17 protein-coding genes are annotated in these 25,572 nt (G+C 66.4%); 9 read left to right on the top strand and 8 right to left on the bottom strand.

Annotated features, from left to right (window positions below):
• Positions 1–70: 70 nt before the first annotated feature.
• From AC3A56_RS09305 to AC3A56_RS09295, 3 genes are all read right to left on the bottom strand, one after another.
• Positions 71–3,388 carry a sensor histidine kinase gene (locus AC3A56_RS09305; RefSeq protein ID WP_487770122.1) on the bottom strand — a complete coding sequence of 1,106 codons (3,318 nt, stop codon included), beginning with the start codon at positions 3,386–3,388 and terminating at the stop codon, positions 71–73.
• Between the two features lie 873 nt (positions 3,389–4,261).
• Positions 4,262–5,299 (bottom strand): extracellular catalytic domain type 2 short-chain-length polyhydroxyalkanoate depolymerase, encoded by a 1,038-nt coding sequence (locus AC3A56_RS09300; protein ID WP_487770121.1) that lies wholly within the window; start codon positions 5,297–5,299, stop codon positions 4,262–4,264.
• Positions 5,300–5,369: 70 nt separating this feature from the next.
• The gene (locus AC3A56_RS09295) at positions 5,370–7,655 is read right to left on the bottom strand and encodes a TonB-dependent receptor (protein ID WP_487770120.1); all 2,286 of its coding nucleotides are present in this window, start codon (positions 7,653–7,655) and stop codon (positions 5,370–5,372) included.
• A 163-nt stretch (positions 7,656–7,818) separates the two neighbouring features.
• Between AC3A56_RS09295 and AC3A56_RS09290 the strand changes: the two genes are divergently transcribed.
• The 3 genes from AC3A56_RS09290 to typA all read left to right on the top strand — a co-directional run bounded on the left by AC3A56_RS09290 (position 7,819) and on the right by typA (position 12,051).
• Complete coding sequence (locus AC3A56_RS09290) at positions 7,819–9,216, top strand: GntP family permease (protein ID WP_487770119.1); 1,398 nt, start codon at positions 7,819–7,821, stop codon at positions 9,214–9,216.
• Positions 9,217–9,356: 140 nt separating this feature from the next.
• Positions 9,357–10,055, top strand: coding sequence for an alpha/beta hydrolase family protein (locus AC3A56_RS09285; protein WP_487770118.1), 699 nt, complete (start codon positions 9,357–9,359; stop codon positions 10,053–10,055).
• Between the two features lie 169 nt (positions 10,056–10,224).
• Entirely contained in the window at positions 10,225–12,051 is a 1,827-nt protein-coding gene (gene typA, locus AC3A56_RS09280) for a translational GTPase TypA (RefSeq protein ID WP_056718397.1), read from the top strand.
• A gap of 80 nt (positions 12,052–12,131) precedes the next feature.
• Here typA and AC3A56_RS09275 read toward each other — a convergent pair whose 3' ends face one another.
• Positions 12,132–13,067, bottom strand: a complete 936-nt coding sequence (locus AC3A56_RS09275) for a LysR family transcriptional regulator (RefSeq protein WP_056718396.1) — start codon at positions 13,065–13,067, stop codon at positions 12,132–12,134.
• Between the two features lie 263 nt (positions 13,068–13,330).
• Here AC3A56_RS09275 and acnA point away from each other — a divergent pair, with 263 nt between their 5' ends.
• Positions 13,331–16,072, top strand: a complete 2,742-nt coding sequence (acnA, locus tag AC3A56_RS09270) for an aconitate hydratase AcnA (protein ID WP_487770117.1) — start codon at positions 13,331–13,333, stop codon at positions 16,070–16,072.
• 77 nt (positions 16,073–16,149) lie between these two features.
• Here acnA and AC3A56_RS09265 read toward each other — a convergent pair whose 3' ends face one another.
• The gene (locus tag AC3A56_RS09265) at positions 16,150–16,578 is read right to left on the bottom strand and encodes a hypothetical protein (protein WP_487770116.1); all 429 of its coding nucleotides are present in this window, start codon (positions 16,576–16,578) and stop codon (positions 16,150–16,152) included.
• Between the two features lie 159 nt (positions 16,579–16,737).
• Here AC3A56_RS09265 and AC3A56_RS09260 point away from each other — a divergent pair, with 159 nt between their 5' ends.
• Positions 16,738–18,420 carry a long-chain-fatty-acid--CoA ligase gene (locus AC3A56_RS09260; protein ID WP_487770115.1) on the top strand — a complete coding sequence of 561 codons (1,683 nt, stop codon included), beginning with the start codon at positions 16,738–16,740 and terminating at the stop codon, positions 18,418–18,420.
• A gap of 80 nt (positions 18,421–18,500) precedes the next feature.
• Here the strand turns inward: AC3A56_RS09260 and AC3A56_RS09255 are convergent, their stop codons facing one another.
• Complete coding sequence (locus AC3A56_RS09255; RefSeq protein ID WP_056718406.1) at positions 18,501–18,863, bottom strand: PilZ domain-containing protein; 363 nt, start codon at positions 18,861–18,863, stop codon at positions 18,501–18,503.
• Between the two features lie 916 nt (positions 18,864–19,779).
• On the opposite strand from AC3A56_RS09255, the gene AC3A56_RS09250 reads away from it, so the two are divergent.
• From AC3A56_RS09250 to arsC, 4 genes are read left to right on the top strand one after another with little or no spacing between them, the layout of a single operon-like run.
• Positions 19,780–20,715 (top strand): segregation and condensation protein A, encoded by a 936-nt coding sequence (locus AC3A56_RS09250; RefSeq protein ID WP_056718392.1) that lies wholly within the window; start codon positions 19,780–19,782, stop codon positions 20,713–20,715.
• A 49-nt stretch (positions 20,716–20,764) separates the two neighbouring features.
• Positions 20,765–21,637, top strand: a complete 873-nt coding sequence (gene scpB / locus AC3A56_RS09245; RefSeq protein ID WP_487770114.1) for an SMC-Scp complex subunit ScpB — start codon at positions 20,765–20,767, stop codon at positions 21,635–21,637.
• Positions 21,634–23,178 (top strand): pseudouridine synthase, encoded by a 1,545-nt coding sequence (locus AC3A56_RS09240; RefSeq protein WP_487770113.1) that lies wholly within the window; start codon positions 21,634–21,636, stop codon positions 23,176–23,178. The genes scpB and AC3A56_RS09240 overlap by 4 nt, the downstream gene beginning before the upstream one ends.
• Positions 23,179–23,188: 10 nt before the next feature.
• Entirely contained in the window at positions 23,189–23,533 is a 345-nt protein-coding gene (arsC, locus tag AC3A56_RS09235; protein ID WP_487770112.1) for an arsenate reductase (glutaredoxin), read from the top strand.
• A 79-nt stretch (positions 23,534–23,612) separates the two neighbouring features.
• Here the strand turns inward: arsC and AC3A56_RS09230 are convergent, their stop codons facing one another.
• On the bottom strand, positions 23,613–24,413 hold the full coding sequence (locus AC3A56_RS09230; RefSeq protein WP_487770111.1) for an amidohydrolase: 801 nt from the start codon (positions 24,411–24,413) through the stop codon (positions 23,613–23,615).
• 2 nt (positions 24,414–24,415) lie between these two features.
• The gene (locus AC3A56_RS09225; protein WP_487770110.1) at positions 24,416–25,558 is read right to left on the bottom strand and encodes a pyridoxal phosphate-dependent aminotransferase; all 1,143 of its coding nucleotides are present in this window, start codon (positions 25,556–25,558) and stop codon (positions 24,416–24,418) included.
• Positions 25,559–25,572 lie beyond the last annotated feature (14 nt).

The following is a 25,572-nucleotide window of genomic DNA, read 5'->3' as shown; positions in this document are numbered from 1 at the left end:
GGTAATCAGAGCCGCTGATCATAGGCATACGGACATTCGTCCACAAACCGGTCTGACCGAAACACGACGATCAAACGTCCGGAGCGCGCCCTGTTGCTGCCACCACCCGCTGCAATACCTGCCGCAGTGCCAGCGGCTTCAACGGCTTGTACAGCACGCCGATCCCCGCATCGAGCAGCCGTTGCCGCAGTTCGCCGTCCCGATCCGCGGTGAGCATCACCGTCGGCACGTCGGCATGTCGCTCGCACAGGCGCTCCCATACGTCCAGGCCGGTACGTCCACCATCGAGGTGGTAGTCGAGGATGTGCAGGTCCGGCTGCCACGGCGCGGCCAGTGCCTGTTCCGCGTTGCGGGCCGGGTGAACCTGCCAGCCCCAGCTGGCCAGCAGGCTGCCTAGTGCGGCCAGCGCGGCCGGTTCGTTGTCCAGCAGCAGCGCGCGACCCGTCGGCAGCAACTGCGCACCGTTGGCGACCATCGGCAGGCGTGCAGCAGCCCGCGCCAGCGGCACGTCGAGATGGAAGACGCTGCCGCGACCCGGCCAGGAACGCAGCCCCAGCGGATGACCGAGCAGCTCGGCCATGCGTTGCGCGATGGAGAGACCCAGTCCGAGTCCTTGTCCGCCCGCGGCGCTGCCACGGCGAAATTCCTGGAAGATCAGTTCCTGCTCCGCCACGGCGATGCCCGGGCCGGTGTCCCACACTTCCACGCGCAGGCGGTCACCGGCTCGACGCACGCCGAGCAGCACGCGACCGTGCTCGGCATAGCGCAAGGCATTCGACAGGAAGTTCTGCAGCACCCGGCGCAGCAGCTGCGGGTCGGAATGCACCCACGCGCGCGTGCCGACCACGTCCAGCCGTACGCCGCGGTCGAGCGCGATGGCGCTGAACTCGGCAGCCAGCGGATCGAGCACTTCAGCCAGCGCAAACGCGCGCGGCTGCGGATGCAGGCGACCGCCCTCCAGCCGGGCCACGTCGAGCAGGCCGGTGAGCAGGCCTTCGGTGGCGCTGAGCGCACCGTTGAGATGCTGCGCGATGGCGGCATCGCCGCCACGTTCGGTCAGCGAGTGCGCGAACAGCTGCGCGGCGTGCAAGGGCTGCATCAGGTCGTGGCTGACCGCGGCCAGGAAACGACTCTTCGAGGCATTCGCCGCCTGCGCTTCGGCCGAGGCTGCGGCCAGCTCGCGGGTGCGTTCCTCCACCCGCAACTCGAGTGTTTCGTTGACCCGCTTCAGCGCCGCCTCGGCCTGGCGGAAGGCGGTGACGTCGGTGAAGGTGGCCACGAAGCCGCCGCCGGGCATCGGGTTGCCGCGGATCTCGACGATGGTGCCGTCGGGAAAACGCCGCTCGGACAAATGCCGCGTGCCGGTGCGCATGTGCGCCAGCCGGCGCTGCACGCGCGCTTCGCCCTCACCCGGACCCAGCATGCCGGCGTCGATGTTGTGGCGGGTCAGCTCGGCCACCGGCCGCCCTACCTGCAGCATCCCGGGCGGATAGTCGAACAGGCGCGCATACGGCGTGTTCCACGCCACCAGGTGCAATTCCGCATCGACGACGCAGATGCCCTGGCTCATGTTCTCCAGCGCCGCCTCCAGCACGCGCTGGTTGAAGCGCAGGTCCTGCGCCGCCTCGCCCACGATCGCAACCACCGTGTCCAGGTCGTCGCGACCCTGCCGATGCACCACTTCCAGCAGCAGGCGCGCGGATGCCGCGCCGATCACCGCGGCCAGTTCGTGCTCGACCTGGGCCACCCGCGCACTGCCGGCGGAACCGGTCGCCGGCGCGCTGGCAAACAGCAGCGCGACCCGCTCCGGCGGCAGGAAGCGCGCCGCCAGCGCCCGCAGTTCGACCAGGCCCACGTCGCCCACGCTGACGGCGTGCGCGGAACGGCCGTAACGGGAGCCGGCCAGCGCCAGCATCACCACGATGTTGACCAGCAGGCTGACCACCACCGCGCGTCCCAGCCGGTTCCAGTTGCCCAGCCCCAGCAGGCCATCCGGCGCCAGCCAGTGCAGGCCGAACGGACCGCTGTGCAACCACGCCGGCGCGGCCGGCAACAGGGCCGGCAGCACGGCATACATCCACACCAGGGTGCCCGCGGCCAGCCCGGCCATCACCGCGCGCGGCCCAAGCTGCGGCCGATATACCGCCGCCAGCAAGGCCGGTGTCAGCCCGGCCAGCGCGGAGAACGAGATCGCGCCGATGTCGGCCAGCGCCTCGTTGCGCGCCAGTAACCGGCTGTACGCCCAGGCCAGCAGGATCACCAGCAGGATCGCCACGCGCCGATGGTTCAGCAGCTCGCCGCGCAGGTCGCCATGTTCGTCGCGACCCCAGCCGGAACGCACGCGCAGCGGTGCGATGAAATGGTTGACCACCATCAGGCTCAGCGTCAGCGTGGCGATCACCACCATGCTGGTCGCCGCGCTCAGGCCGCCGAGGAAGGCGATCAGCGCCAGCCCGTGTTCGCCACGGGCCAGCGGCAGTGCCAGCACGTACATGTCCGACGACACCCCGCTCGCGCCCAACCACGCATCGCCCAGCCGCGCCAGCGGCAGGATCGGCAGCGAGATCAGCAGCAGGTACAGCGGGAACAGCCAGCGCGCGGTGCGCAGCTGGCCATCGTCGCGGCATTCCACGATGCCCGCGTAGAACTGGTGCGGCATGGTGAACATCGCCAGCGCGCCGAGCAGGATCAAGGCGGGGAACCCGCCACTGTCGGGTGCCTGCGGCACATTCACCGGCAAGCCGGGCGGCAACGCCGCGAACAGCAGCGTGCCCAGCGCCAGCATCGCGCCGAGCTTGAACAGCGACTCGAACGCCATCGCCAGCACCAGCCCGCGGTTGTGCGCCATGGTCGACGCCCGGCGGGTGCCGAACAGCATCGCGAACAGCGCCATCAGCAGCGCCACGTACAACGCGCTGTCCTGCCACGGATCGGATTCGGCCAGTTGGCCCTGGCTGAGGATGCCGTAGCTCATCGCCACCGCCTTCAGCTGCAGCGCGATGTACGGCACGATCCCGATCACCACCACCGCCGTGACCAGCGCCGCCAGCCCCGAATGTCGCCCCAGCCGCACCGCGATCAGGTCGGCCAGCGACCCGGCGTTGTATTCGCGCACCAGTTGCACCAGCCGGCCCAGGAATTTCAGCGCGAACAGATACATCAGGATCGCCCCGACGAACGTGGGCGGCAGCCACCAGCCCGAACGGCTGGCCTGGGTCACCGTGCCGTAGAACGTCCACGAGGTGCAGTGGATCGCCAACGACAGTGCATACACGATCGCCCAGCGCTTCTCGAAAATGTGCGGGCGGCGTTCGCCCAGCAACGCCACGCCGAACAGCAGGCCCAGCCAGCAAAGCGCGGCGATGGCGATGACGCTGGCGCTCAGCATGCGAAGCACATCCGTGAGGGCGACTTCCGTCGCGATGTTCCGGGCGCGGCATGCCCCGTCTTCGATGTGAAGAGGTTTCGTCCGCTCGCATCCGCAGGAGCACGCCTTGTGCGCGATGCTCTTGCTGTTGGTGGGTTCAGAGCCAAGAGCTTTCGTCCTCCTTCGGAGGGCGAGTTACTTTTCTCTGGGTGGCCAGAGAAATGTAACCAAAAGAGAGGCCACCCCGATGGCGCGCCCTGCGGGCATCCTGCCCTCCGGGTGCGCGGGTGGGCTCCGGGGGTTCGCCGACAGTCCATCCATGGACTGACGTCGAACTGGCCGGCATCCCTGCCGGCCACCCCTGCGGGGCCTTTCCTCCGCCCACCCGCCACGCCATAGGGGCCCCGGGTAGAGCAGCGCGCTCCCAGCGCGCACTCGGTGATGAAGCCGAAAAGCAAAAGCAGAAAAAAGCAGAGCCAGAACAAAAGCTCCGGGTCGCCGCGGCTTTGCTCTTGCCCCGGCTCTTCTGAAGAGTGCGGGCCACGATGGCCCGCTGCTTTACCGGGGTCCCTTGTGCGGCGGTGAGACGGGGTCGACAGGCCGCGCAGCGGGCGTTGCCAGGGATGGCAACGCCTTTTCGCGCGGGCAGGAGCCCGCTCGAAAAGCCCGGCCCCGGCTCACGGACTTGTTGGGCAGGATGCCCAACAAGCGCCAAGCGGGGTGGCCTTTCTCTTTGGTTACTTTCTCTTTGGCCACGCAAAGAGAAAGTAACTCGGCTGCCAAAGGCAGACGAAAGCCTTTCAGCTCTGCTTGATCTTCGCTCTGAATGCGCAAGAGCATCGCGCACACGGTGCGTTCCTACGACAACGTCGAGGCCATCCGCGTGCGGGGCCATCAATGGCCGGCAGGCAGCCCCAGTGCGCGTACCGCGTTCACCAGCCAGCGCAACTGCACGCCGTGGCGTGTGTCGTAGTCTGCTCCGGAATAACCCCACCAGTCCCAGCATGCTTGCGGATTCAAGGGCGCGAAACTTGCGCGGGTCTGAGGATATAGCACCGCCACGTCGTACACGTCGGCCCACCGGTTGAAGCCGGCGTCCTTGACGAACGCCTCGCCCACCGCGTCGGCGTTCTGCTTGCAACCGTGGAACGCCACTACCACGCCGCAGGACTTGCCGGCGAGACAGGTGGGTGGCAGGTAGACGTAGCCGGTATCGGCCATGAACGCGTCGGCGCCGTCGGGACGCAGCGCGTCCTGGTCGAAGCTGCGCAGCTCGCCCTTGGCCGTGGTCGCGACATGCGCCGGCTGGCCGAACATCTGCGCGAAGATTTCGCCCGCGGCGTCGAAACCGCAGTGGCCGAGGTAAGGCGTGACCGACTTGTCGCAATCGTCGCCGGTGGCCGCCACCGGCAGATTGTGCGCGAACGCGCGCTGGCCATCGTCATGCACCTGCATGCCCCCGAGGCCCGCCGTGCCATCGCGCAGTTGTTCATAGAAATGGGCGCCGGCTTCGGCCACGGCTGGCGCCACCAGGGCGTCGTCCCTGCCGTGCAGCAGGTAGACGCGGGCATGCGCCAGGTCCTTCAAGGCACCGATCTCGCCGGCGGCCGAACGCTTGCCGGCGCTGGCCACCAGTGCGGCGACATCCGGTGCGGGCACGCCCTTCATGCAACTGCCCAGCGCCACGTCCAGCTTGCCGCCGGCGCAGCCGTACGGTCCGCCGGCGACCATCGCCGCATTCGGGAACAGCTCCGGATAGGCCAGCTGCGCCTGGGTGGCCATGTAGGCACCGGAGGAAAGACCGACCACCGCGGTGCGTGCCGGATCGATCTTCAGCTTCGGCAAACTGGCGTCGGGGCTTTTGGCGCAGGCACTGCCGGCGCTGGCCAGCAAGGCCAGCCACAGCACGCGGGTTGTCCAGCGGGTAGTCATCGGTCGCTCCATGGGCTCGATTCGAGGTGGGCTGCGGGGCGGGCATCACCCACCCCGCAGGACGGCCTCGTCAGAAGTTATAGCGCACGTTGGCGTACCAGTTGCGCGGCATGCCGTAGTAAGCGGTGCGGATGTTGCCCACGCTGGAGAACTCCTGTCCGTCGGTCTTGTAGACCTTGTCGCCCAGGTTGCGCACGCCGGTGCGGAACTGCCAGTGGCCGTCGGCCGAGTCATAGATGCCGAACAGGCCGGTGACCGAGTAGGCCTTCTGGCTCAAGGCGTCGTAGTTGTCCACACTGAGCCAGGTCTCGCTGCGGTACGACCAGTCGGCGCCGATGGTGATCGCGCTGCCGTCGCCCAGGGTGAATGCCTGGGTGGCCGCGACGCGCGAGGTCCAGGTCGGCGAGAACGGCACGTGCTTATGCAGCTCCGGGTTGTACAGCGGGTCGCTGGGATCGAGGCGGTGGTCGACGAACTTGGCATAGCGCGCGTCCATGTAGCCGACCTGCGCCGACAGGCGGGTGCCCTGGCCGAGCACGGCGGCGCCTTCGAACTCGAAGCCGTCCATCTTCAGCTTGGCCGCGTTGATCACCGGGAAGGCGAACGTCGGCGTGATCGAGCCGGGGTTCTGCACTTCGGACACACGGGCCTGGAAGTCGGTGTAGTCACTGTGGAACGCGGCCAGGTTGGCCTGCAGCTTGTTGTCGGCCGAGCGCCATTTGAGGCCCAGTTCGTAGGTCCACACGTACTCGGGGTTGTACTCGGCGGTGCGCGTTTCCGCGGCGGAGTTGGCGCGGCCGTTGAAGCCGCCAGACTTGAAGCCGCGGCTCGCGGAAACATAACCCATGGTCTGCGGGTCGAACTGTTTCTGCAGGCTGATCGTCGGCGTCCACGCATTCCAGCGCTTGTCGCCGGTGAAGGCGACGGTCTCGTTGATCGCGGTGAAGGGCTGGCCCCAGAACGTGCTGGTGGTGCGGTCGTAGTCCTTGTGATCGCTGCTGTAACGCACGCCGGCGGCCAGCGTCCAGCTGGGCACGAACTGCCAGTTCACGTGGGCGAAGCCGGCGTACGTCGTGGTGGTGAGGTCGTCGTCGATGGTGCGCAGGAAGGTGATCGGCGTACCGGCCAGCGCGAACAGGTCATCGGCGTACGCTTCCTGGTGCGACGGCACGGTCTCGCGCAGGTAGTACAGGCCGTAGACCGCCTGCAGGTTGCTGCCGTTGTCGTACTGCAACTGCAGTTCCTGGCTGGCCTGCTTCTGGTGGAAGTCGACCAGCACGTCGCCCAGCTCGAACTGCGAGGCGTCGATGTCGATGTAGGAGTCGCTGTCGAGCTTGCGGAACGCGCTGATGCTCTTGAGGTTCCACTGCTCGGACAGCTTCCAGTCGAGGCTGAGCGCAGCGCCCTTGTGTTCAAGCTGCTGGCCCTTGTCCGGGCTGAACGAGGTGCGCGTCTTGAAGTCGTACTTCTGGTCCGGAGTCGGGGTGTACAACGCCACCGAACCGAACACCAAGTCGGTGCGTTTCAACGTGGAGACCGGCTGGCCCAAGGTGAGACCGGTGTCCTGCTTGGTGTAGTCGAGGCTCAGCACGGCGTCGAAATTCTCCGACGGGTGATAGCGCAGCTTGCCGCGCACGGACTTGGTGTCCTCGTCGTTGTACTTGTGACCGGTGGACGGATCGGTGACGTAGCCGTCGGTCTGCGTGACGCCGCCGGCGATCGACGCCGACCACGCGCCCCCGAGCGGGCCGCCCAAGTAGAACTTGCCTTCGCGCCGACCATAGTTGCCGAAGCCGGCCTCGACCGAACCTTCGGTGCTGTCGCCCGGGTTCTTCGTCACCACCTTGACCGCGCCGCCGGTGGAGTTCTTGCCGTACAGCGTGCCCTGCGGACCGCGCAGCACCTCGACGCGCTCGACGTCGAACAGGTTGATCAGCCCGCCCTGGATGCGCGAGTAGTAGACGTCGTCGACGTACATGCCTACGCCCGGGTCGAACGTCTGCAGCGCGTCGGGCTGGCCGATGCCGCGGATGAAGATGTTCACCGCCGAGGACGAACCGCGGCCCTGCACGATGTTCATGTTCGGCACCGCGCCCTGCAGGCCGTCGATGCTGTTCGCCTGCAGGTCCTTCATGTCCTCGCCGCTGAACGCGGTGATCGCCACCGGCACCTTTTCCAGCGACTCGTCGCGGCGCCGCGCGCTGACCGTCACTTCCTGCAGCTGCTTGGCGTCGGCCTGCTTCGCTGCCGTGGTTTTCGCGCCGGCATCCTCGTTCGCCTGCTGCGCCTGCAGCGGCGCCACCAGGGCCAGGCCCAGAACCAGACCGATCGCCGAACTCAGATGCGTGCGTTTCATGACGTCCCCTTGCTAGTGAATGCATCGCTCGCGCGAATGCTGATGAGGGGAGCTTAGGTGGGCCTTGCCGCAGCAACACTTGTACCTTCGTACAGTGCCCGCACGGCCAGCGCTTCGGGATACTCGGCGCCTGTCGTTAGGGCTGAAACGGGGAGATTCACGGATGGCGTTCCTGATCGTGCTGGCCGCGCTGTGCTTCCTGATGTTCGCGGCGTACCGCGGCTACAGCGTGATCCTGTTCGCGCCGATCGCTGCGCTGGGCGCGGTGCTGCTGACCGATCCGTCACTGGTCGCGCCGATGTTCACCGGCCTGTTCATGGACAAGATGGTCGGTTTCCTCAAGCTGTATTTCCCGGTGTTCATGCTGGGTGCGGTGTTCGGCAAGCTGATCGAGCTGTCCGGCTTTTCCAAATCGATCGTGGCCGCGACCATCGGCCTGGTCGGGCGCAGCCGCGCGATGCTCTCGATCGTGCTGGTCTGCGCGCTGCTGACCTACGGTGGCGTGTCGCTGTTCGTGGTGGTGTTCGCGGTATACCCGTTTGCCGCAGAACTCTTTCGCCAGTCGGACATCCCCAAGCGGCTGATCCCCGGCACCATCGCGCTGGGCGCGTTCACCTTCACCATGGATTCGCTGCCGGGCACGCCGCAGATCCAGAACATCATCCCCACCTCGTTTTTCGGCACCAACACCTGGGCAGCGCCGTGGCTGGGAACGATCGGCGGCGTGTTCATCCTGATCGTGGGCCTGAGCTATCTGGACTGGCGTCGACGCAAGGCCGCCGCGGCCGGCGAAGGCTACGGCAACAATCTGCTCAACGAGCCGGAGCCGTTCGAGGCTGCGCGATTGCCGCATCCGCTGATCGCCCTGCTGCCGCTGGTGCTGGTTGGCGTGTGCAACAAGCTGTTCACCGACCTGATCCCGCGCGTGTATGGCGAAACCCAGTCGTTCCTGCCCAGCGTGGTCGGCAACGCGAAGCCGGTGGTGCAGGACGTGTCCAAGGTCGCCGCGATCTGGGCGGTCGAGGGCGCCCTGCTGGTCGGCATTGCGTGCGTGCTGGTGTTTGCCTGGCGCGCGGTGATGGGGCGGCTGGCCGCGGGCAGCCAGGCGGCGGTCGGCGGCGCCTTGCTGGCCTCGATGAACACGGCATCCGAATACGGCTTCGGCGCGGTGATCGCCGCCCTGCCCGGCTTCAAGCTGGTGGCCGACGCGCTGCACACGATCCCGAATCCGCTGGTCAACGAGGCGGTCACCGTCACCGCGCTGGCCGGCATCACCGGCTCGGCCTCCGGCGGCATGAGCATCGCGCTGGGGGCGATGGCCGATACCTTCATCGCCAACGCGAACGCCGCCGGTATCCCGATGGAAGTGTTGCACCGGGTCGCCGCGATGGCCTCCGGCGGCATGGACACCCTGCCCCACAACGGCGCGGTGATCACCCTGCTGGCGGTGACCGGACTGACCCATCGGCAGGCCTACAGGGACATCTTCGCGATCACCGTGATCAAGACGCTGGCGGTGCTGCTGGTGATCGCGGCGTACTACTTCCTCGGCGTGGTCTAGACCACCACCCGAACGACGTCGCCTCCCCCGACCGGCGTTGCCGGTTGCCGACGCCGACCGATCCGGGGCCGCCTGCATGCGGGTGGCTCCTTCCGTTCCGCGCAAGCGGGACTGTCGTGAAGCTAAGGGAGACATGAGCGATGTCGATCAAGACGTATGGACTTGGCCTGCTGGCCGTGCTGCTGTTCCTGCCCGCGCTGTCTGCGCGGGCCACCTGCCATGACACCGTGGTGCTGGTGCACGGCAATACCGGCAGCCCCGCCGATTTCCAGAACACCTACGACCGGCTGCGCCAGCAGGGCTGGAGCGACGCGCAGATTGTTGCGCCCGCCTGGGGCAACGCCTACTGCGCCGCCTGCAACGACCACAGCGGCAGCGAGGAGACCCCGGTCAGGAACGCGATCAGCAGCGCCATCGCCGGCTCGTGCAGCGGGCATATCGACGTGATCGGCCATTCGATGGGCGTGACCCTGGCGATGCGCGAGATCGACAGGCTCGGCGTGGCCGGCAAGGTCGACGTGTTCATCGGCATCGCCGGCGCGGTGCACGGGCTGTGGTCGTGCGGCATGTATCCATGGAACGTGGCCACCGCGACCTGCGGCTCGTATGGCCTGTCCGTGGGCAGCCCGCTGCTGCAAGGCATGGCCGGGCACCGGTTCGGAGCGCACATGTACTCGATGAAATCGTGGAGCGACGAGATCAACTGCTACGGCAGCTGCCTCGTCTACGGCGTGCACACCTCGACGATCCCCGGCGAGGATTACAGCTTCGACTATCCCTACGACCACTATCAGCTGCTGTGGCTGACCGCCGCCGACCAGGTGAGTCTGCTGGAATGAGGCACCGGCAGGTGGCCGGCCACGGCCACCTGCCCCAAAGGCGAACCATCGCGCCCCTGAATGACCCCTTCAACGAATGCGGGCAAGTTGTCGCATAAATCCGTATAATCGACGGGTTAACCCTCTGATAACCCACGTGGTGGCTCCAAGCGCCACCCGAGTCGATCCCATGTCCATCGAAAATCTGCGCAATATCGCCATCGTCGCCCACGTCGACCACGGCAAGACCACCCTCGTCGATTGCCTGCTCAAACAGTCCGGCACGCTCAACGAGCGCACCGTGCTGGCCGAGCGCGTGATGGACTCGAACGACCAGGAAAAGGAGCGCGGCATCACCATCCTGGCGAAGAACACCGCCATCACCTGGCAGGGCAACCGCATCAACATCGTCGACACGCCAGGACATGCGGACTTCGGCGGCGAGGTGGAGCGCGTGCTGTCGATGGTCGACTCGGTGCTGATCCTGGTCGACGCGATGGACGGCCCGATGCCGCAGACCCGCTTCGTGACGCAGAAGGCGTTCGCGATGGGCTTCAAGCCGATCGTGGTGATCAACAAGGTCGACCGTCCCGGTTCGCGCCCCGAGTGGGTGGTGGAACAGGTCTGGGACCTGTTCGATCGGCTGGGCGCCACGCCGGAGCAGATGGATTTCCCGATCGTCTACGCCTCGGCCCTCAACGGCTATGCCAGCCTCGACGAGAACGTGCGCGAAGGCGACATGACCCCGCTGTACGAAGCGATCATGCAGCACGTCAGCAAGCCGGACGTGGACCCGGAAGGCGCGTTCCAGATGCGCATCAGCCAGCTCGACTACAGCAGCTTCGTGGGCGTGATCGGCATCGGCCGCATCCAGCGCGGCACCCTGAAGAAGGGCATGCCGGTCAGCGTGATCGACCGCCATGGCAAGAAGCGCCAGGGCAAGGTGATGCAGGTGCTGGGCTTCCTGGGCCTGGAGCGGATCGAGCAGGACAGCGCCGAGGCCGGTGACATCGTGGCCATCTCCGGCATCGCCGAGCTGACCATCTCCGACACCGTCTGCGCGCTGGACACCCCCGAAGCGCTGCCCGCGCTGACCGTCGACGAGCCGACCATCTCGATGACCTTCCAGGTCAACAACTCGCCGTTCGCCGGCAACAAGGACCTCTCCGGCGGCAAGTTCCTGACCAGCCGCCAGCTGCGCGACCGCCTGGAGCGCGAGCAGGTGCACAACGTGGCGCTGAAGGTCGAGGAAGGCTCCGACGCCGACAAGTTCCTGGTCTCCGGCCGCGGCGAACTGCACCTGTCGGTGCTGATCGAGAACATGCGTCGCGAAGGCTATGAGCTGGCCGTGTCGCGCCCGGAAGTCATCATCAAGGAAATCGACGGCCAGAAGATGGAGCCGATCGAACAGCTGGTGGTCGACGTGGAAGAGATTCACCAGGGCGCCGTGATGGAACGCCTTGGCGTGCGCAAGGGCCAGCTGAAGAACATGGAGCCGGACGGCAAGGGTCGCGTGCGCCTGGATTACGAGATCCCGGCGCGCGGCCTGATCGGCTTCCAGAACCAGTTCAAGACCCTGACCCAGGGTTCGGGCCTGCTGTTCCACGTGTTCGACCATTACGGTCCGAAGGAAGACGGCCAGATCGCCAAGCGCCTCAACGGCGTGATGATCGCCAACGCCGGCGGCACCACCCCCGCCTACTCGCTGGGGCCGCTGCAGGATCGCGGCAAGCTGTTCGCCGCCGAAGGCGACAACGTGTATGAAGGCCAGCTGGTCGGCATCCACGCCAAGGACAACGACCTCACCGTCAACGTGATCAAGCCGAAGCCGCTGACCAACATGCGCGCCTCCGGCAAGGACGACGCGATCCAGCTGACCCCGGCGATCAAGTTCACCCTGGAACAGGCGCTGGACTTCATCGACGACGACGAGCTGGTCGAGATCACCCCGAAGGAAATCCGCCTGCGCAAGAAGCACCTCACCGAGAACGACCGCAAGCGCGCTTCGCGCGGTTGAGTTGCATCGTCAAGTGAGGGATTGAACAGAAGGCCGCCGCAAGGCGGCCTTCTGCATTCGTGCCCGCCGGAACCGGTACCTCAGGCCTTGCTGCCGCGCACCCGCAAACCGGGCCGTTGCCGCGCCAGCTTGCGCAGCAATTCGGCGAATGCCTGCAGGTCGTCGTGCCAGGGCGAGGCGTCGCGCCAGTACAGGGCGATCTCGCGGCCGCTCGCGGGGCCTTTCAAGGTCGCCAGCGCGATGTTCGGCATCGAGGCCAATCGTTCGCGGGCCAGCGCCGGCACCAGCGCGTAACCACCACGCAGGCTGACCAGGGCGGCCAGGCTTTCCAGACTGACGTCCTGCACGTGACCGTGCTCGCTGCCTTCACAATGCAGGCCGTCGGCGTGGCTCTCGGCCATCAGCGTGGCCTCGGCCGGGTCGAGCTGGGTCATCGCGATGTCCTGCTGCCCGGCCAGAGGGTGGTCGGCGCGCAGCATCAGTTCCCACGGCTCGAAGAACAGCGGGCGTAATGCGATGCCGCTGACCGTCGCGGTCGGCGGCGCCAGCACCGCGTCGAGTTCGCCTTCGCTCAGGCGGCGCAGCAGGCCACGCGGCTTGCCCTCGGAGATGCCCAGCCGCGCACCGGGAAAATGCTGCGGGAACGGCGCGATCAGGTGCGGCAGCAGGTAAGGGCCCAGCGAGGCCGGTACGCCGAGGCGCAATTCGCCACCGAAGGCGACTTCGCCGGCGCGGGCGACCTGCTGCAGGTGCTCGCCCGCAGCCAGCACCGCGTCGATCTGCTGCAGCAGCCGCTGGCCGCCGGCGGTCGGCACGATCTTCCGCCCGCCACGCTCGAACAACGGCGCACCCAGCGCCTGCTCCACCTTCTGCACCTGGTGCGACAACCCGGACGGACTGATGTGCATCGCCCGCGCCGCGCTGTTGAAACTGCCGTGGCGATGCACCGCCTGCACCAGCGCGAGGTCGCGCAGCGAGACAGCCGCCAGGCCCATCGAAATCATCGAATGCTGCATGTCATCAAAGGCGTTTGCTTGCGGTGATCATCGGGGCCATCCTGTGCGGTGAAGTGCGGCCACGCGCCGTTCGCGCAGTGTACTTGGCGGCATGAGCCAAAAGGCATCAAACCGGCCATGTCATCCCGTCCAGGTCGCTTGTCCAGTTCGCGGAGATGCGGGGTTTGCGCGATAATTGCGTTTTTTACCGGACTGGTGGACCCCACGCGCCGTCCGGCGTCGTTCAGTCATCCCAGCCGCAGGATTCAGCCAGGAGCTTCCCCATGAAAGATACCTTTTCCGCACGCGACATCCTCGAGGTCAACGGCAAGCAGTACGCCTTTGCCAGCCTGGCCAAGCTCGGCCAGCGCTTCGACCTGAAGCGGCTGCCGTACTCGATGAAGATCCTGCTGGAAAACCTGCTGCGCCACGAGGATGGCGTGGACGTGACCTCGAAGGAAATCGAAGCGGTCGCCAACTGGGACGCGAAGAAGGAGCCGGATACCGAAATCTCCTTCATGCCCGCACGCGTGCTGCTGCAGGACTTCACCGGCGTGCCGTGCGTGGTCGACCTGGCGGCGATGCGCGACGCGATGAAGGCACTGGGCGGCGACCCGACCCTGATCAACCCGCTGTCACCGGCCGAGCTGGTCATCGACCACTCGGTGCAGGTTGACGTATTCGGCAGCGAGGACGCGCTGGAAAAGAACGTCGCGATCGAATTCGAGCGCAACCAGGCCCGCTACAGCTTCCTGCGCTGGGGCCAGAAGGCGCTGGCCGACTTCAAGGTGGTGCCGCCGCGCACCGGCATCGTGCACCAGGTGAATTTGGAACATCTGGCCCGCGTGGTGATGGCCAATGAAGTCGACGGCCAGCAGTGGGCCTACCCGGACACCGTGTTCGGCACCGACTCGCACACCACCATGGTCAATGGCCTGGGCGTGCTGGGCTGGGGCGTGGGTGGCATCGAGGCCGAGGCCGCGATGCTGGGCCAGCCCTCCTCCATGCTGATTCCGCAGGTGGTCGGCTTCAAGCTGTCCGGTCGCCTGCCCGAGGGCGCCACCGCCACCGACCTGGTGCTGACCGTGACGCAGATGCTGCGCAAGCAGGGCGTGGTCGGCAAGTTCGTCGAGTTCTTCGGCCCGGGCCTGCAGCACCTGGCGCTGGCTGACCGCGCCACCATCGGCAACATGGCGCCGGAATACGGCGCCACCTGCGGCATCTTCCCGGTCGACGCGGAATCGCTGCGCTACCTGCGCCTGTCCGGTCGCAGCGACGAGCAGGTCGCCCTGGTCGAGGCATACGCCAAGGCCCAGGGCCTGTGGCACGACGAAAACAGCGTGCACGCCGACTTCAGCGCCACGCTGGAACTGGACCTGGCCGACGTCAAGCCGTCGATGGCCGGCCCGAAGCGCCCGCAGGATCGCGTGCTGCTGACCGACGTCAAGCAGAACTACAACGACAACCTCGGCGCCACCACGACCAAGCGCAACGGTGCCGAAGCCCGCTTCGCCAATGAAGGCGGCGACACCGCGGTCGGCCACGACCAGAGCCAGAACGCGCCGGGCCAGCACGTGTCGATGAACGGCCAGGACTTCCGCGTCGGCGACGGCTCGGTGGTGATCGCCGCGATCACCTCGTGCACCAACACCTCCAACCCCGCCGTGATGCTGGCCGCGGGCCTGGTCGCGAAGAAGGCCGCTGCGCGTGGCCTGAAGGCCAAGCCGTGGGTGAAGACCTCGCTGGCGCCGGGTTCCAAGGTCGTTACCGACTATCTGGAAAAGACCGGCCTGCTGACCGAGCTCGAGAAGACCGGCTTCTACCTGGTCGGCTACGGCTGCACCACCTGCATCGGCAACTCCGGCCCGCTGCCGCAGGAAATCAGCCAGGCGATCAGCACCGGCGACCTCACCGTGGGCGCCGTGATTTCCGGCAACCGCAACTTCGAAGGCCGCGTGCACGCCGAGGTGAAGATGAACTACCTGGCCTCGCCGCCGCTGGTGGTCGCCTACGCGCTGGCCGGCTCGCTCGACATCAACCTCACCACCGAACCGCTGGGCCAGGGTTCGGATGGCAAGGACGTGTTCCTCAAGGACGTGTGGCCGAGCAACCAGGAAATCAGCGACCTGCTGGCCAGCGCGGTCACCTCGGACATGTTCAAGAAGAACTACGCCGACGTGTTCAAGGGCGACGAGCGCTGGAGCGCGATCGCTTCGCCGGACGGTGCGCTGTACGCCTGGGACGAAGCGTCCACCTACATCAAGAACCCGCCCTACTTCGACGGCATGACCATGGAAGTGGGCAAGGTCGAGGACATCCACGCCGCGCGTTGCCTGGGCCTGTTCGCCGACTCGATCACCACCGACCACATCTCGCCGGCCGGTTCGATCAAGAAGGATTCGCCTGCCGGCCGCTTCCTGATCTCGCGTGGCGTGCAGCCGATCGACTTCAACTCCTACGGCTCGCGTCGCGGCAACGACGACGTGATGGTGCGCGGCACGTTTGCCAACATCCGCATCAAGAACCAGATGCTGGATGGCGTCGAAGGCGGCTTCACCCGCCATGTCCCCAGCGGCGAACAGCTGGCGATCTACGACGCGGCGATGAAGTACAAGGAAGCGGGCACTCCGCTGGTGGTCATCGCCGGCAAGGAATACGGCACCGGTTCATCGCGTGACTGGGCGGCCAAGGGCACCTTGCTGCTGGGCGTGAAGGCCGTGATCACCGAAAGCTTCGAGCGCATCCACCGCTCCAACCTGGTCGGCATGGGCGTGCTGCCGCTGCAGTTCAAGGATGGCGAAAGCGCCAAGTCGCTGGGCCTGACCGGCAACGAAAGTTTCGACATCACCGGTCTGGACAACGGCAATGCCCGCGAGGCCACGGTAGTGGCTACCGCCGCCGACGGCAGCAAGAAGCAGTTCAACGTGCACGTGATGCTGCTGACCCCGAAGGAGCGTGACTTCTTCCGTCACGGCGGCATCCTGCAGTACGTGTTGCGTCAGCTGGCGGGCAAGAAGGCCGCCTGAGTCCAGGCGTGACTTTCTGCAACAGCAAAACCGCCCCGGATTCCGGGGCGGCTTTGCATCAGCTCACCGAAAGATCGTCAGAGCGCATGCTTCCAGCTTGCCGTGTAACAACGCCATTCGCCCTCTTCCTGGCGCCATGCCGATTCGACCTGGTACAGACCCATCTGGTCTGGCAGCAACTTGCCGCCACTGGTCAGGGTGACCGTGAACGTGGCCACCATGCGCTCGCCACGCCGCTCGATCGAGACTGGCCCCATGGTCACGCCGACGTGCTCCCCGCGCAGCGCCAGCAGGCGGACCATCGACGTCAGGCTGCGTCGGTCCAGTGCACCGTCATTGCCCTCGAAGTCCTCGCTGATCGGCTCGCCGAGATCGCTGGCGGAACCCGCCTCCGCCGCCTGGGCGACGGCCGCAATCGCCGCCCTCACCCGCGCCTCGTCGGAGTCGTGTCGACAGGCCACCAGGGTCAGCGCGAACACCACGCAGGCAAGCCATCGGCAAAGCATGTTTTTCGTCATCATCATCGGGCTACTCGTTGCAGTGCGGCTTGCCGCTGTACGCGGGCGTATGCTCAAATCACCTGACGCATGATCCATGATGGATGCAAAGCCGATCCTGATTCCATCATCTGATCCGTCGTCCTCGACCAACAGGGAATTCCAAGCATGAGCAATGAGCGTCCGTGGCTGGAGCAGTATCCAGCCGGCGTGTCCGGGCAGATCGACGTCAGTCAGTACGCTTCGGTTCCTGCGGTGCTGGAAGAGGCCTTCGCCGCCTTCAGTGATCGCCCGGCGTTCGCCAGCTTCGGCCGCCAGCTCAGCTATGGCCAGATCGATGCGATGAGTCGCCAGTTCGCCGGTTACCTCACCGGCGTGCTCAAGCTGGGCAAGGGCGATCGCATCGCCATCATGATGCCCAACGTGCTGCAGTATCCGATCGCCCTGTTTGGCGCCTTGCGCGCGGGCCTGATCGTGGTCAACACCAATCCGATGTACACCGCGCGGGAACTGAAACACCAGCTGGTGGACTCCGGCGCGAAGGCCATCCTGGTGCTGGACAACTTCGCCCACACCCTGCAGCAGGTGGTGGCGGAAACCGGCGTACGGCATGTCATCACCACCGGCATCGGCGACCTGCTCGGCTTCCCCAAGGGTGCGCTGATCAACTTCGTGCTGAAGCACGTGAAGAAGATGGTCCCGGCCTACGATCTGCCGCAGGCCGTGCGCTTCCGTGATGCCCTGGCTCGCGGCGCAGCGCACCCGTTGCAGAGCGTCACGCTGGAGCACGGCGACATCGCGTTCCTGCAGTACACCGGCGGCACCACCGGCGTGGCCAAGGGCGCCATGCTCACCCACGGCAACATGATCGCGAACATGCTGCAGGCCAGCGAATGGATTGGAGGCAGCGCCAAGCCCGGCGAAGAGGTGATCATCACCGCCCTGCCGCTGTATCACATCTTCTCGCTGACCGCGAACGGCCTGGTCTTCATGCGCCTTGGCGGATTGAACTGGCTGATCACCAATCCGCGTGACATGCCGGGATTCGTGAAGGAACTTCGCAAGTCCGGTTTCACCGCGTTGACCGGCGTCAACACGCTGTTCAATGGCCTGCTCAACACGCCCGGCTTCGCCGAGCTGAATTTCTCGAAGCTGCACCTCACCCTCGGCGGCGGCATGGCCGTGCAACGTGCCGTGGCCGAACGCTGGAAGAAGACCACCGGCTGCACGCTGGCCGAGGCTTATGGCCTGACCGAGACCTCGCCGGCGGTCTGCATCAACCCGCTGGACCTGAAGGAATACAACGGCTCGATCGGCCTGCCGGTGCCATCGACCGATGTCGCCATCTGGTCCGAGGAAGGCCAGCCGCTGCCCTCCGGCGAAGTCGGTGAACTGATGGTGCGCGGTCCGCAGGTGATGAAGGGCTACTGGCAGCGCCCGGAAGAGACGGCCAACGTGCTTGGTGCGGATGGCTGGCTGCACACCGGCGACATCGCCAGGATGGACGAGCACGGCTACTTCTACATCGTCGACCGCAAGAAGGACATGATCCTGGTGTCCGGCTTCAACGTGTACCCGAACGAGGTCGAAGACGTGGTGATGGAGCACCCGGGCGTGCTCGAGGTCGCCGCCGTCGGGGTTCCCGATGAACATTCGGGCGAAGTGGTGAAACTGTTCGTGGTGCGCAAGGACCCGCAATTGACCGAGGAAGCGCTCAAGCAGTTCTGCCACGACCGCCTGACCGGCTACAAGCGGCCGCGCCAGATCGAATTCCGCACCGAACTGCCCAAGAGCAACGTGGGCAAGATTCTCCGCCGCGAATTGCGCGACGAGAAGAAACCCGCCGCCTGATTCCTGCTTCGCGAACAGAAACGCCCGCCTGGATCAGGCGGGCGTTGTCGTTTGCGCCATGCGCGGGGATGCGGCGCGGGTCAGCCGTCCTTCCAGTATTCGAGGATGTCGGCGTAGCCGCCCAGCAGGTTCCACAGCGGGACCTGCTTGTCCTCGGGAATGCGGCTGTAGGAAAAACCGATGTGATGGTCGGAAATGCGCGCGACCGCAGCCTCCAGGTGAATGTGCAGGTTGTGCCCGAAGATCATGTCGAGCACCCAGCTCTGACCCACGTCTCCGGACCACCCCAGCGGGCGCCGCAGCAATGCGCCGGTCGCCGATATGTCCACCAGTTCGGTCGGGTGCGACTCGCCATGACGACTCATCAGCACCGTCGTCTCGATCTGCATGCGCGCCGGACGCAACTGCTCCGGTCCGCCTTGTCCATTCTTGTCGGTCACCATCAACTCCACCATCCGTTTGTGCTTGCGCCTGCTGTTGCTCTTGTTTTCCGCAAACGCTGTTTCACCTTCTTCCTGAAATCGTCGTGTCGCTCCCTGTGGGACGATGCAACCGCCAGCGATTGCACCAGTCGAGCTGTTGGAAAGCAACCAACGTGCCAGTCCGTCCCCTGGTTTATCCCACCACCGCCAGCAGCCCTGATGCACGGGAAAAACGGCGCGGACCAGCGAGCCAACGCCACCGCGCGGCGTTCTTCCGCTGCGCCACGCCCAGGCATCCTCGGTCGCGTCTTCCGCCACCTGCCGGCGATGGCATCAGCCATGACGCAAGCTGACCGCAAGTCGACGCATTAGGTCACATGGCGCCCTCGCCTTCCCGTACAACCCGCTTCGAAGGCACAATCCGGATATTGTGCCTGCCTGCGGCCGTGATGCGAAGCTGCCACCTTGCAGTCCGGCCTTCCTCGTTCCATCAGTCATGTCTGCCTACGCTGGACTTGAAGCCGGCCAGCCGCTACTCTTGGCCCACGCATGGCACCACGGAAACTGCTCGCCGAGCGACAGCGGCGCACCTTGGCTTCCATTCGATGGCTTTCGACCCGACCGGTGAACTGGCGCGATGTGATTCCGCCGTCATCGGCTAGGCGCACCTGCCGTGGCTGACAACCCGCAGTTGGCGCGATTGGTCGCTGGCGACCTGCCTGACCGAACCACGAACGCGTGGCTTCATCATGCCCGTCGTGACGAGTGCGTACGCCACGCCTCGATTTGTATGGTTTTGACGAACGCAGCACCCGGGAATGCCGCCTTACCGCCGTGTTCCGAGTACGGACATCCGCATGTCGTGACGGCATGTGAATGACTCCGATCCCGTAGAACGCACTGCCAGCCGCCGAAAGCGGCCCCATGACATGCATTGATGAGCACTGAGCCCGTCGTCGAGCCGCAGAGTCCGGTACCTGCAACGCAGGACGCCTTCGCGTCGGTGCCGCAGCAGCAGGAAATGCCGCTGGCCATCGTGCGCGGCGAACCGATGCTGCAGATGCCGCAGGATCTGTACATCCCGCCGGATGCACTGGAAGTCATCCTGGAGTCGTTCGAGGGTCCGCTGGACCTGCTGCTGTACCTGATCCGCCGGCAGAACCTGGACATCCTGGACATCCCGGTTGCCGAGATCACCCGGCAGTACATGAGTTACATCGAGCTGATGCGCGATGTCATGCGGCTGGAACTGGCCGCCGAATACCTGCTGATGGCCGCGATCCTGGCCGAGATCAAGTCGCGGCTGCTGCTGCCGCGACCGCCGACCGAGGAAGGGCTGGAAGAGGATCCCCGCGCCGAACTGGTACGGCGATTGCAGGAGTACGAACGATTCAAGCGGGCCGCCGAGGACATCGAGGCGCTGCCGCGACAGGAACGCGACAGCGTGGTGGTCCACGCCGATGTGGGTGAGCGCAACGTCATCAAGTTGCCGCCGCCACTGGAGCTGACCGAGCTGTTGCTGGCACTGAAGGACGTGATGCACCGGGCCGAACTGTTCGGGCACCACGCGATCAAGCGCGAGGCGCTCAGCGTGCGCCAGCGCATGGGCGAATTGCTGAGCCGGCTCGACGACAGCAGCTTCCACCGCTTCGAGAGCCTGTTCGACATCAGCGAGGGACGGCTCGGCATCGTGGTGACCTTCCTGGCGATGCTGGAGCTGGCCAAGGAAATGCTGGTCGAGATCGTCCAGGAGGAACCGCTGGCGCCGATCTACGTGAAGGCGAAAGCGAGCCACATCGAGGAAGCCGCCGAATTGCCGCTGGATGCGGCACAGGACGGCGAACCGGCCGTGATCGAGGCATCCGGCGAATGAACGACACCCTTTGAACGACAGCGACCGAAACGGCATCCGACCCAAGGTTATGCAGATCGAGCAACTCAAATCCATCATCGAGGCCGCCCTGCTGGCCTCCACCCAGCCAATGACCGTGCAGCAGTTGGGCGACCTGTTCGTCGAGGCCGACGAGGTCACGCGCGAGCTGATCGCCCGGGCGCTGGAGTCGCTGGCCGGGGACTGTGACGGCCGCGGCGTCGAGCTGAAGGAAGTGGCGTCGGGGTTCCGCTACCAGGTGCGCCAGGACGTGCATCCGTGGATCTCGCGGATGTGGACCGAGCGACCCAGCCGCTATTCGCGTGCGCTGCTGGAAACGCTGGCGCTGATCGCCTACCGCCAGCCGATCACCCGGCCCGAGATCGAGCAGATCCGTGGCGTGGTGGTGTCCTCCAACATCATCAAGACGATGGAGGAGCGCGAGTGGATTCGCGTGGTGGGCTACCGCGACGTGCCCGGCAAGCCGGCGCTGTTCGGCACCACCCGCGCCTTTCTCGACTACTTCAACCTGAAATCGCTGGACCAGTTGCCGCCGCTGTCGGAAATCCGCGACATGGAAGACCCGCAGATGCGCTTCGAGCCTGAACCCCTGCCCGCCCGCGTCGCACGCGACCTGCCGATCGACCCGGACGAGGAAATGCCGGACGACAGCAGCCCGGACAACGACGGCGCGATCGACGACGAGCACGAACACCCGGTACCCGCTGACGTCGCGGATACCGATCACAGCGACACCACGGCCGACGCCGATGCGCCGACCACGACACCCGAGGCCGTCGAGCCTGGCCCAGAATCGGGCCCACTTGCCGACCAACCGATTGCCACTGCCGACGAGGCAGCGAACCCCGCCGCGGATGCCGACACCGGCACCGCCAGCCAAGATACCGAGGAGTACCGCGCATGACTGCGCCGCAAAAATCCGTTTTGTCCCTGAAGCGCGAACCGCGCATCGACACCGACGCACCCGCGCTGGAAGAGCGCCTGCACAAGGTGCTGGCGAACGCCGGCCTGGGCTCGCGCCGCATGCTGGAGCAACGCATCCAGTCCGGCGAAGTCGAGCTCAACGGCGCCCCCGCCGAGATCGGCATGAGCGTGAAGGCCGGTGACCGCGTGGTCATGGACGGCAAGCAGTTCGTCGTGGCCACCGACAGCCGCGACGACGCCGAGGTGCTGATCTACCACAAGCCCGAAGGCGTGCTGACCACCCGCGACGATCCCGACGGCCGCCCCAACGTGTTCGAACAGCTGCCGCGCCTGAAGGGCGCGCGCTGGGTCGCCGTGGGTCGCCTCGACATCAATACCACCGGCCTGCTGCTGCTGACCACCGACGGCGAACTGGCCAACGGCCTGATGCATCCCAAGAGCGGCCTCGAGCGCGAATACCTGTGCCGCGTGCATGGCGAAGTGCCCGACGAGATCATCGAGCGGCTGAAGGCCGGCGTGGAGCTGGAAGACGGTCCCGCCCGCTTCGACGAGATCGCGGTGATCAGCCGCGGCGGCAGCCACAGCTGGTTCCGCGTGGTGATCCGCGAAGGCCGCAACCGCGAAGTGCGCCGGCTGTGGGACTCGCAGGGTTTCCTGGTCAGCCGCCTGAAGCGCATCCGCTACGGCAAGATCGAACTGCCGCGCAACCTGCGTCGTGGCGAGTGCGAAGCGCTGGACGCCGAAAGCGTCAAGCAGCTGCGCCAGACCACCGGCCTGGGTGCGGCGCAGCCGGTGCTCACGCTGAGTCCGGTGCTGCACCAGCGTCGCGCCAGCCGCAGCGTCACCGAATATCGTCCCGAACGCGGCGCCGGTACGGCCTGGACCGGCGGCCAGGACGAAGCGCGCGAACTGCGCGCCTACGACCGCATCCGCGAGGAACCGGTCCGCGGCCGCAAGCCGCCGCGGCGTGACGGCCGGGAAGTGAACGGCAACGTGGCGCGCCCCGAACGTGGCGCGGGCGGTGGCGCCCGAGGCGGCAAGAGTCGCCGTGTGGCGCCGGGGCAGGAACTGCCCTCGGTGCGCACCTGGTTCGCCGGCGAAAGTCGCGAAGGCGGTGCCGGTCGTCCCGGCGCACCGCGCGGCAATGCCGGCGCCCCGGGCAATCGTCGCCCGGCCGGTGGCAAGCCGTTCGGCGCACGTTCCGCGGGCGAAGGCCGCAGCGCCGGCGCCGCCGGTCCGTACAGCGGTTTTGGCGGCGAATCACGGGGCAACAGCGCAGGAGGCAATCGCGCTCTGGGCAATCGTGGTCCGCGTCCGCAGGGACAAGGACAGGGACAGGCCCAGGGCAACCGTTCGCATGGCAACCAGGCTCGCCCGCAAGGACAGGGTGGCAATCGCCCCCAGGGTTCCGGTCGACCGCAGGGTCAGGGCGGCAACCGTCCGCATGGCGGCGCGCGGCCCGCGGGCTCCGGCGGTGGACGTCCGCCAGGCCGCGGCGGCAACCGTTCGGGCAATCGCTGAGGCCTGACCGATGGTGCGGATCTATCACAACAGCCGCTGTTCGAAATCGCGCGCCACGCTGGCGCTGCTGCAGGAACGCGGCGCCGACGTCGAGGTGGTCAACTACCTCGACACGCCGCCGACGGCCGCCGAGCTTTCGACCTTGCTGCAGCAACTGGGGATGACGCCACGCCAGTTGCTGCGCCAGGGCGAGGACGATTACCAGGCCCTGGGCCTGGACAACCCCTCGCTCGACGACCAGGCCCTGATCGCCGCGATGGTCGCGCATCCGAAACTGATCGAGCGACCGATCGTGGTCGCCAACGGCAAGGCGGCGCTCGGCCGTCCGCCCGAGGCCGTGCTGGCGATACTCTGAACCCGTCACCGACCCATCGACAAAAGCCGCCTTCGAGGCGGCTTTTTGTTGCCAGGCGAACGACGATGCGACGCATCGGTCAACCCGGGTCGAGCGAGAACGCGTCGGCATCCATCCATGCCGGGAAGCGTTCGCGATGGGCCAGCAGCGGTGCCGGATCCAGCGTGATCGTCACCACCTGTTCCTGCGCGCCCAGTTCCACCAGCGGTTCGCCGACCGGATCGAGTATCGCGCTGTCGCCGGCATACGGGATCTCGTTGCCGTCCACGCCAACCCGGTTCACGCCGACCACGTAGCTGAGGTTCTCGATCGCGCGGGCGCGCAGCAAGGTGCGCCACGGCTGCCGGCGCGGTGACGGCCAGTTCGCCACGAACACGGCTAGGTCGTAGTCCATGCCGCCGGTGGCAGACGCCAGCCGACGGTTCCGCAGCCACACCGGGAAGCGCAGGTCGTAGCAGACCTGCGGCAGGATGCGCCAACCCTTCAGCTCCACGACCAGCCGCTCGTTGCCACCGCCGTAGCGGGTGTGTTCGCCGGCCATGCGGAACAGGTGGCGCTTGTCGTACTGCTGGAAGCTGCCGTCCGGCTGCATCCACAACAGGCGGTTGTAGACCACGCCATCCTCGCGGATCGCCAGGCTGCCGCAGATCACCGCGCCGACCTCGATCGCCAGCGCGCGCAGCCAGGCCACGCCCTCGCCGTCCATGCTGTCGGCGCTGGCCTGGATGTCGTTGCTGAAACCGGACAGGAACGTCTCCGGCAGCACGATCAGGTCGCTGCCTCTGGCCTGGCGTACCAGCGCACCGTAATAGTCGCGGTTGGCCGGCGCGTCGTGCCAGCGGGTGGCGCCCTGCACCAGCGAAACCTGCAGTGGTTGCATGCTCATAGCTTGAGCAGGCGTTCCGCCGCCGCTTCCATGGTGGCGTCGCTCTTGGCAAAACACAGGCGCAGCAATCGCGTTCCCGGCGCCTGTTCGTAGAACGGCGTCAACGGGATCGCCGCCACCCCGCCCTGTTCGACCAGCCAGCGGCTGAAGCTGAGGTCGTCCTCGTCGCGGATCGCCGAGTAGTCGACCAGCTGGAAATAGCCGCCCGGCACGTCGAGCAGCTTGAATCGCGAAGGCGCCAGCAGTGCACGGAAACGGTCGCGCTTGGCCTGATAGAACGCCGGCAATTCCAGGTAATGCTGCGGCGTGCTGGCCATGAATTCGGCGAACGCCACCTGCGCCGGATGGAAGGTGCAGAAGGTGAGGTATTGATGCACCTTGCGGAACTCGGCGCTCAGTGCAGCCGGCGCCACCGCGTAGCCAACCTTCCAGCCGGTGCAGTGATAGGTCTTGCCGAAGGAGGACACCACGAAGCTGCGCCCGGCCAGTTCCGGATGGCGCAGCACGCTTTCGTGCTGGGCGCCGTCGTAGACGATGTGCTCGTAGACCTCGTCGGACAACACCACGATCTCCGTGTCGCGCACGATCGCCGCCAGTTCGTCCAGATCCGCCGCAGACAACACCGCACCGGACGGGTTGTGCGGCGTGTTGATCATGATCATGCGGGTCTTCGGCGTCACCGCCTCGCGCACGCGCTGCCAGTCGATCGAGAATGTCGGCACGGTCAGCGGGATGTGCACCGCGCGCGCGCCCTGCAGGTCGATCGCCGGCTCGTAGCAGTCGTAGGCCGGATCGAACACGATCACTTCCTCGCCCGCGCGCACCGTGGCGGCGATCGCCGCGAAGATCGCCTCGGTGGCGCCGGAGGTCACCGTGATGTCGGTATCGACGTTGAGCTTGCGGCCATACAGGCGTTCGGTCTTCAGGGCGATCTGCTCGCGCAGCGCCGCGGTGCCGTGCATCGGCGCGTACTGGTTGCGGCCGTCGTTCATCGCGTGGTTCAGCGCGTCGCGCAATGCCTGCGGCGGCTCGAAGTCGGGAAAACCCTGGCCCAGGTTCACCGCCTTGTGCTCCAGCGCGAGCTGGCTCATCACGCTGAAGATGGTGGTGCCGACTTTCGGAAGCTTGGTTTCGATCATTGTCATTCGGCCGT

Source organism: Rhodanobacter sp. Soil_C_14, from assembly GCF_057657335.1.
The sequence above is the reverse complement of the archived record's forward strand: the minus strand, read 5'-3'. Positions and strand labels throughout refer to the sequence as shown.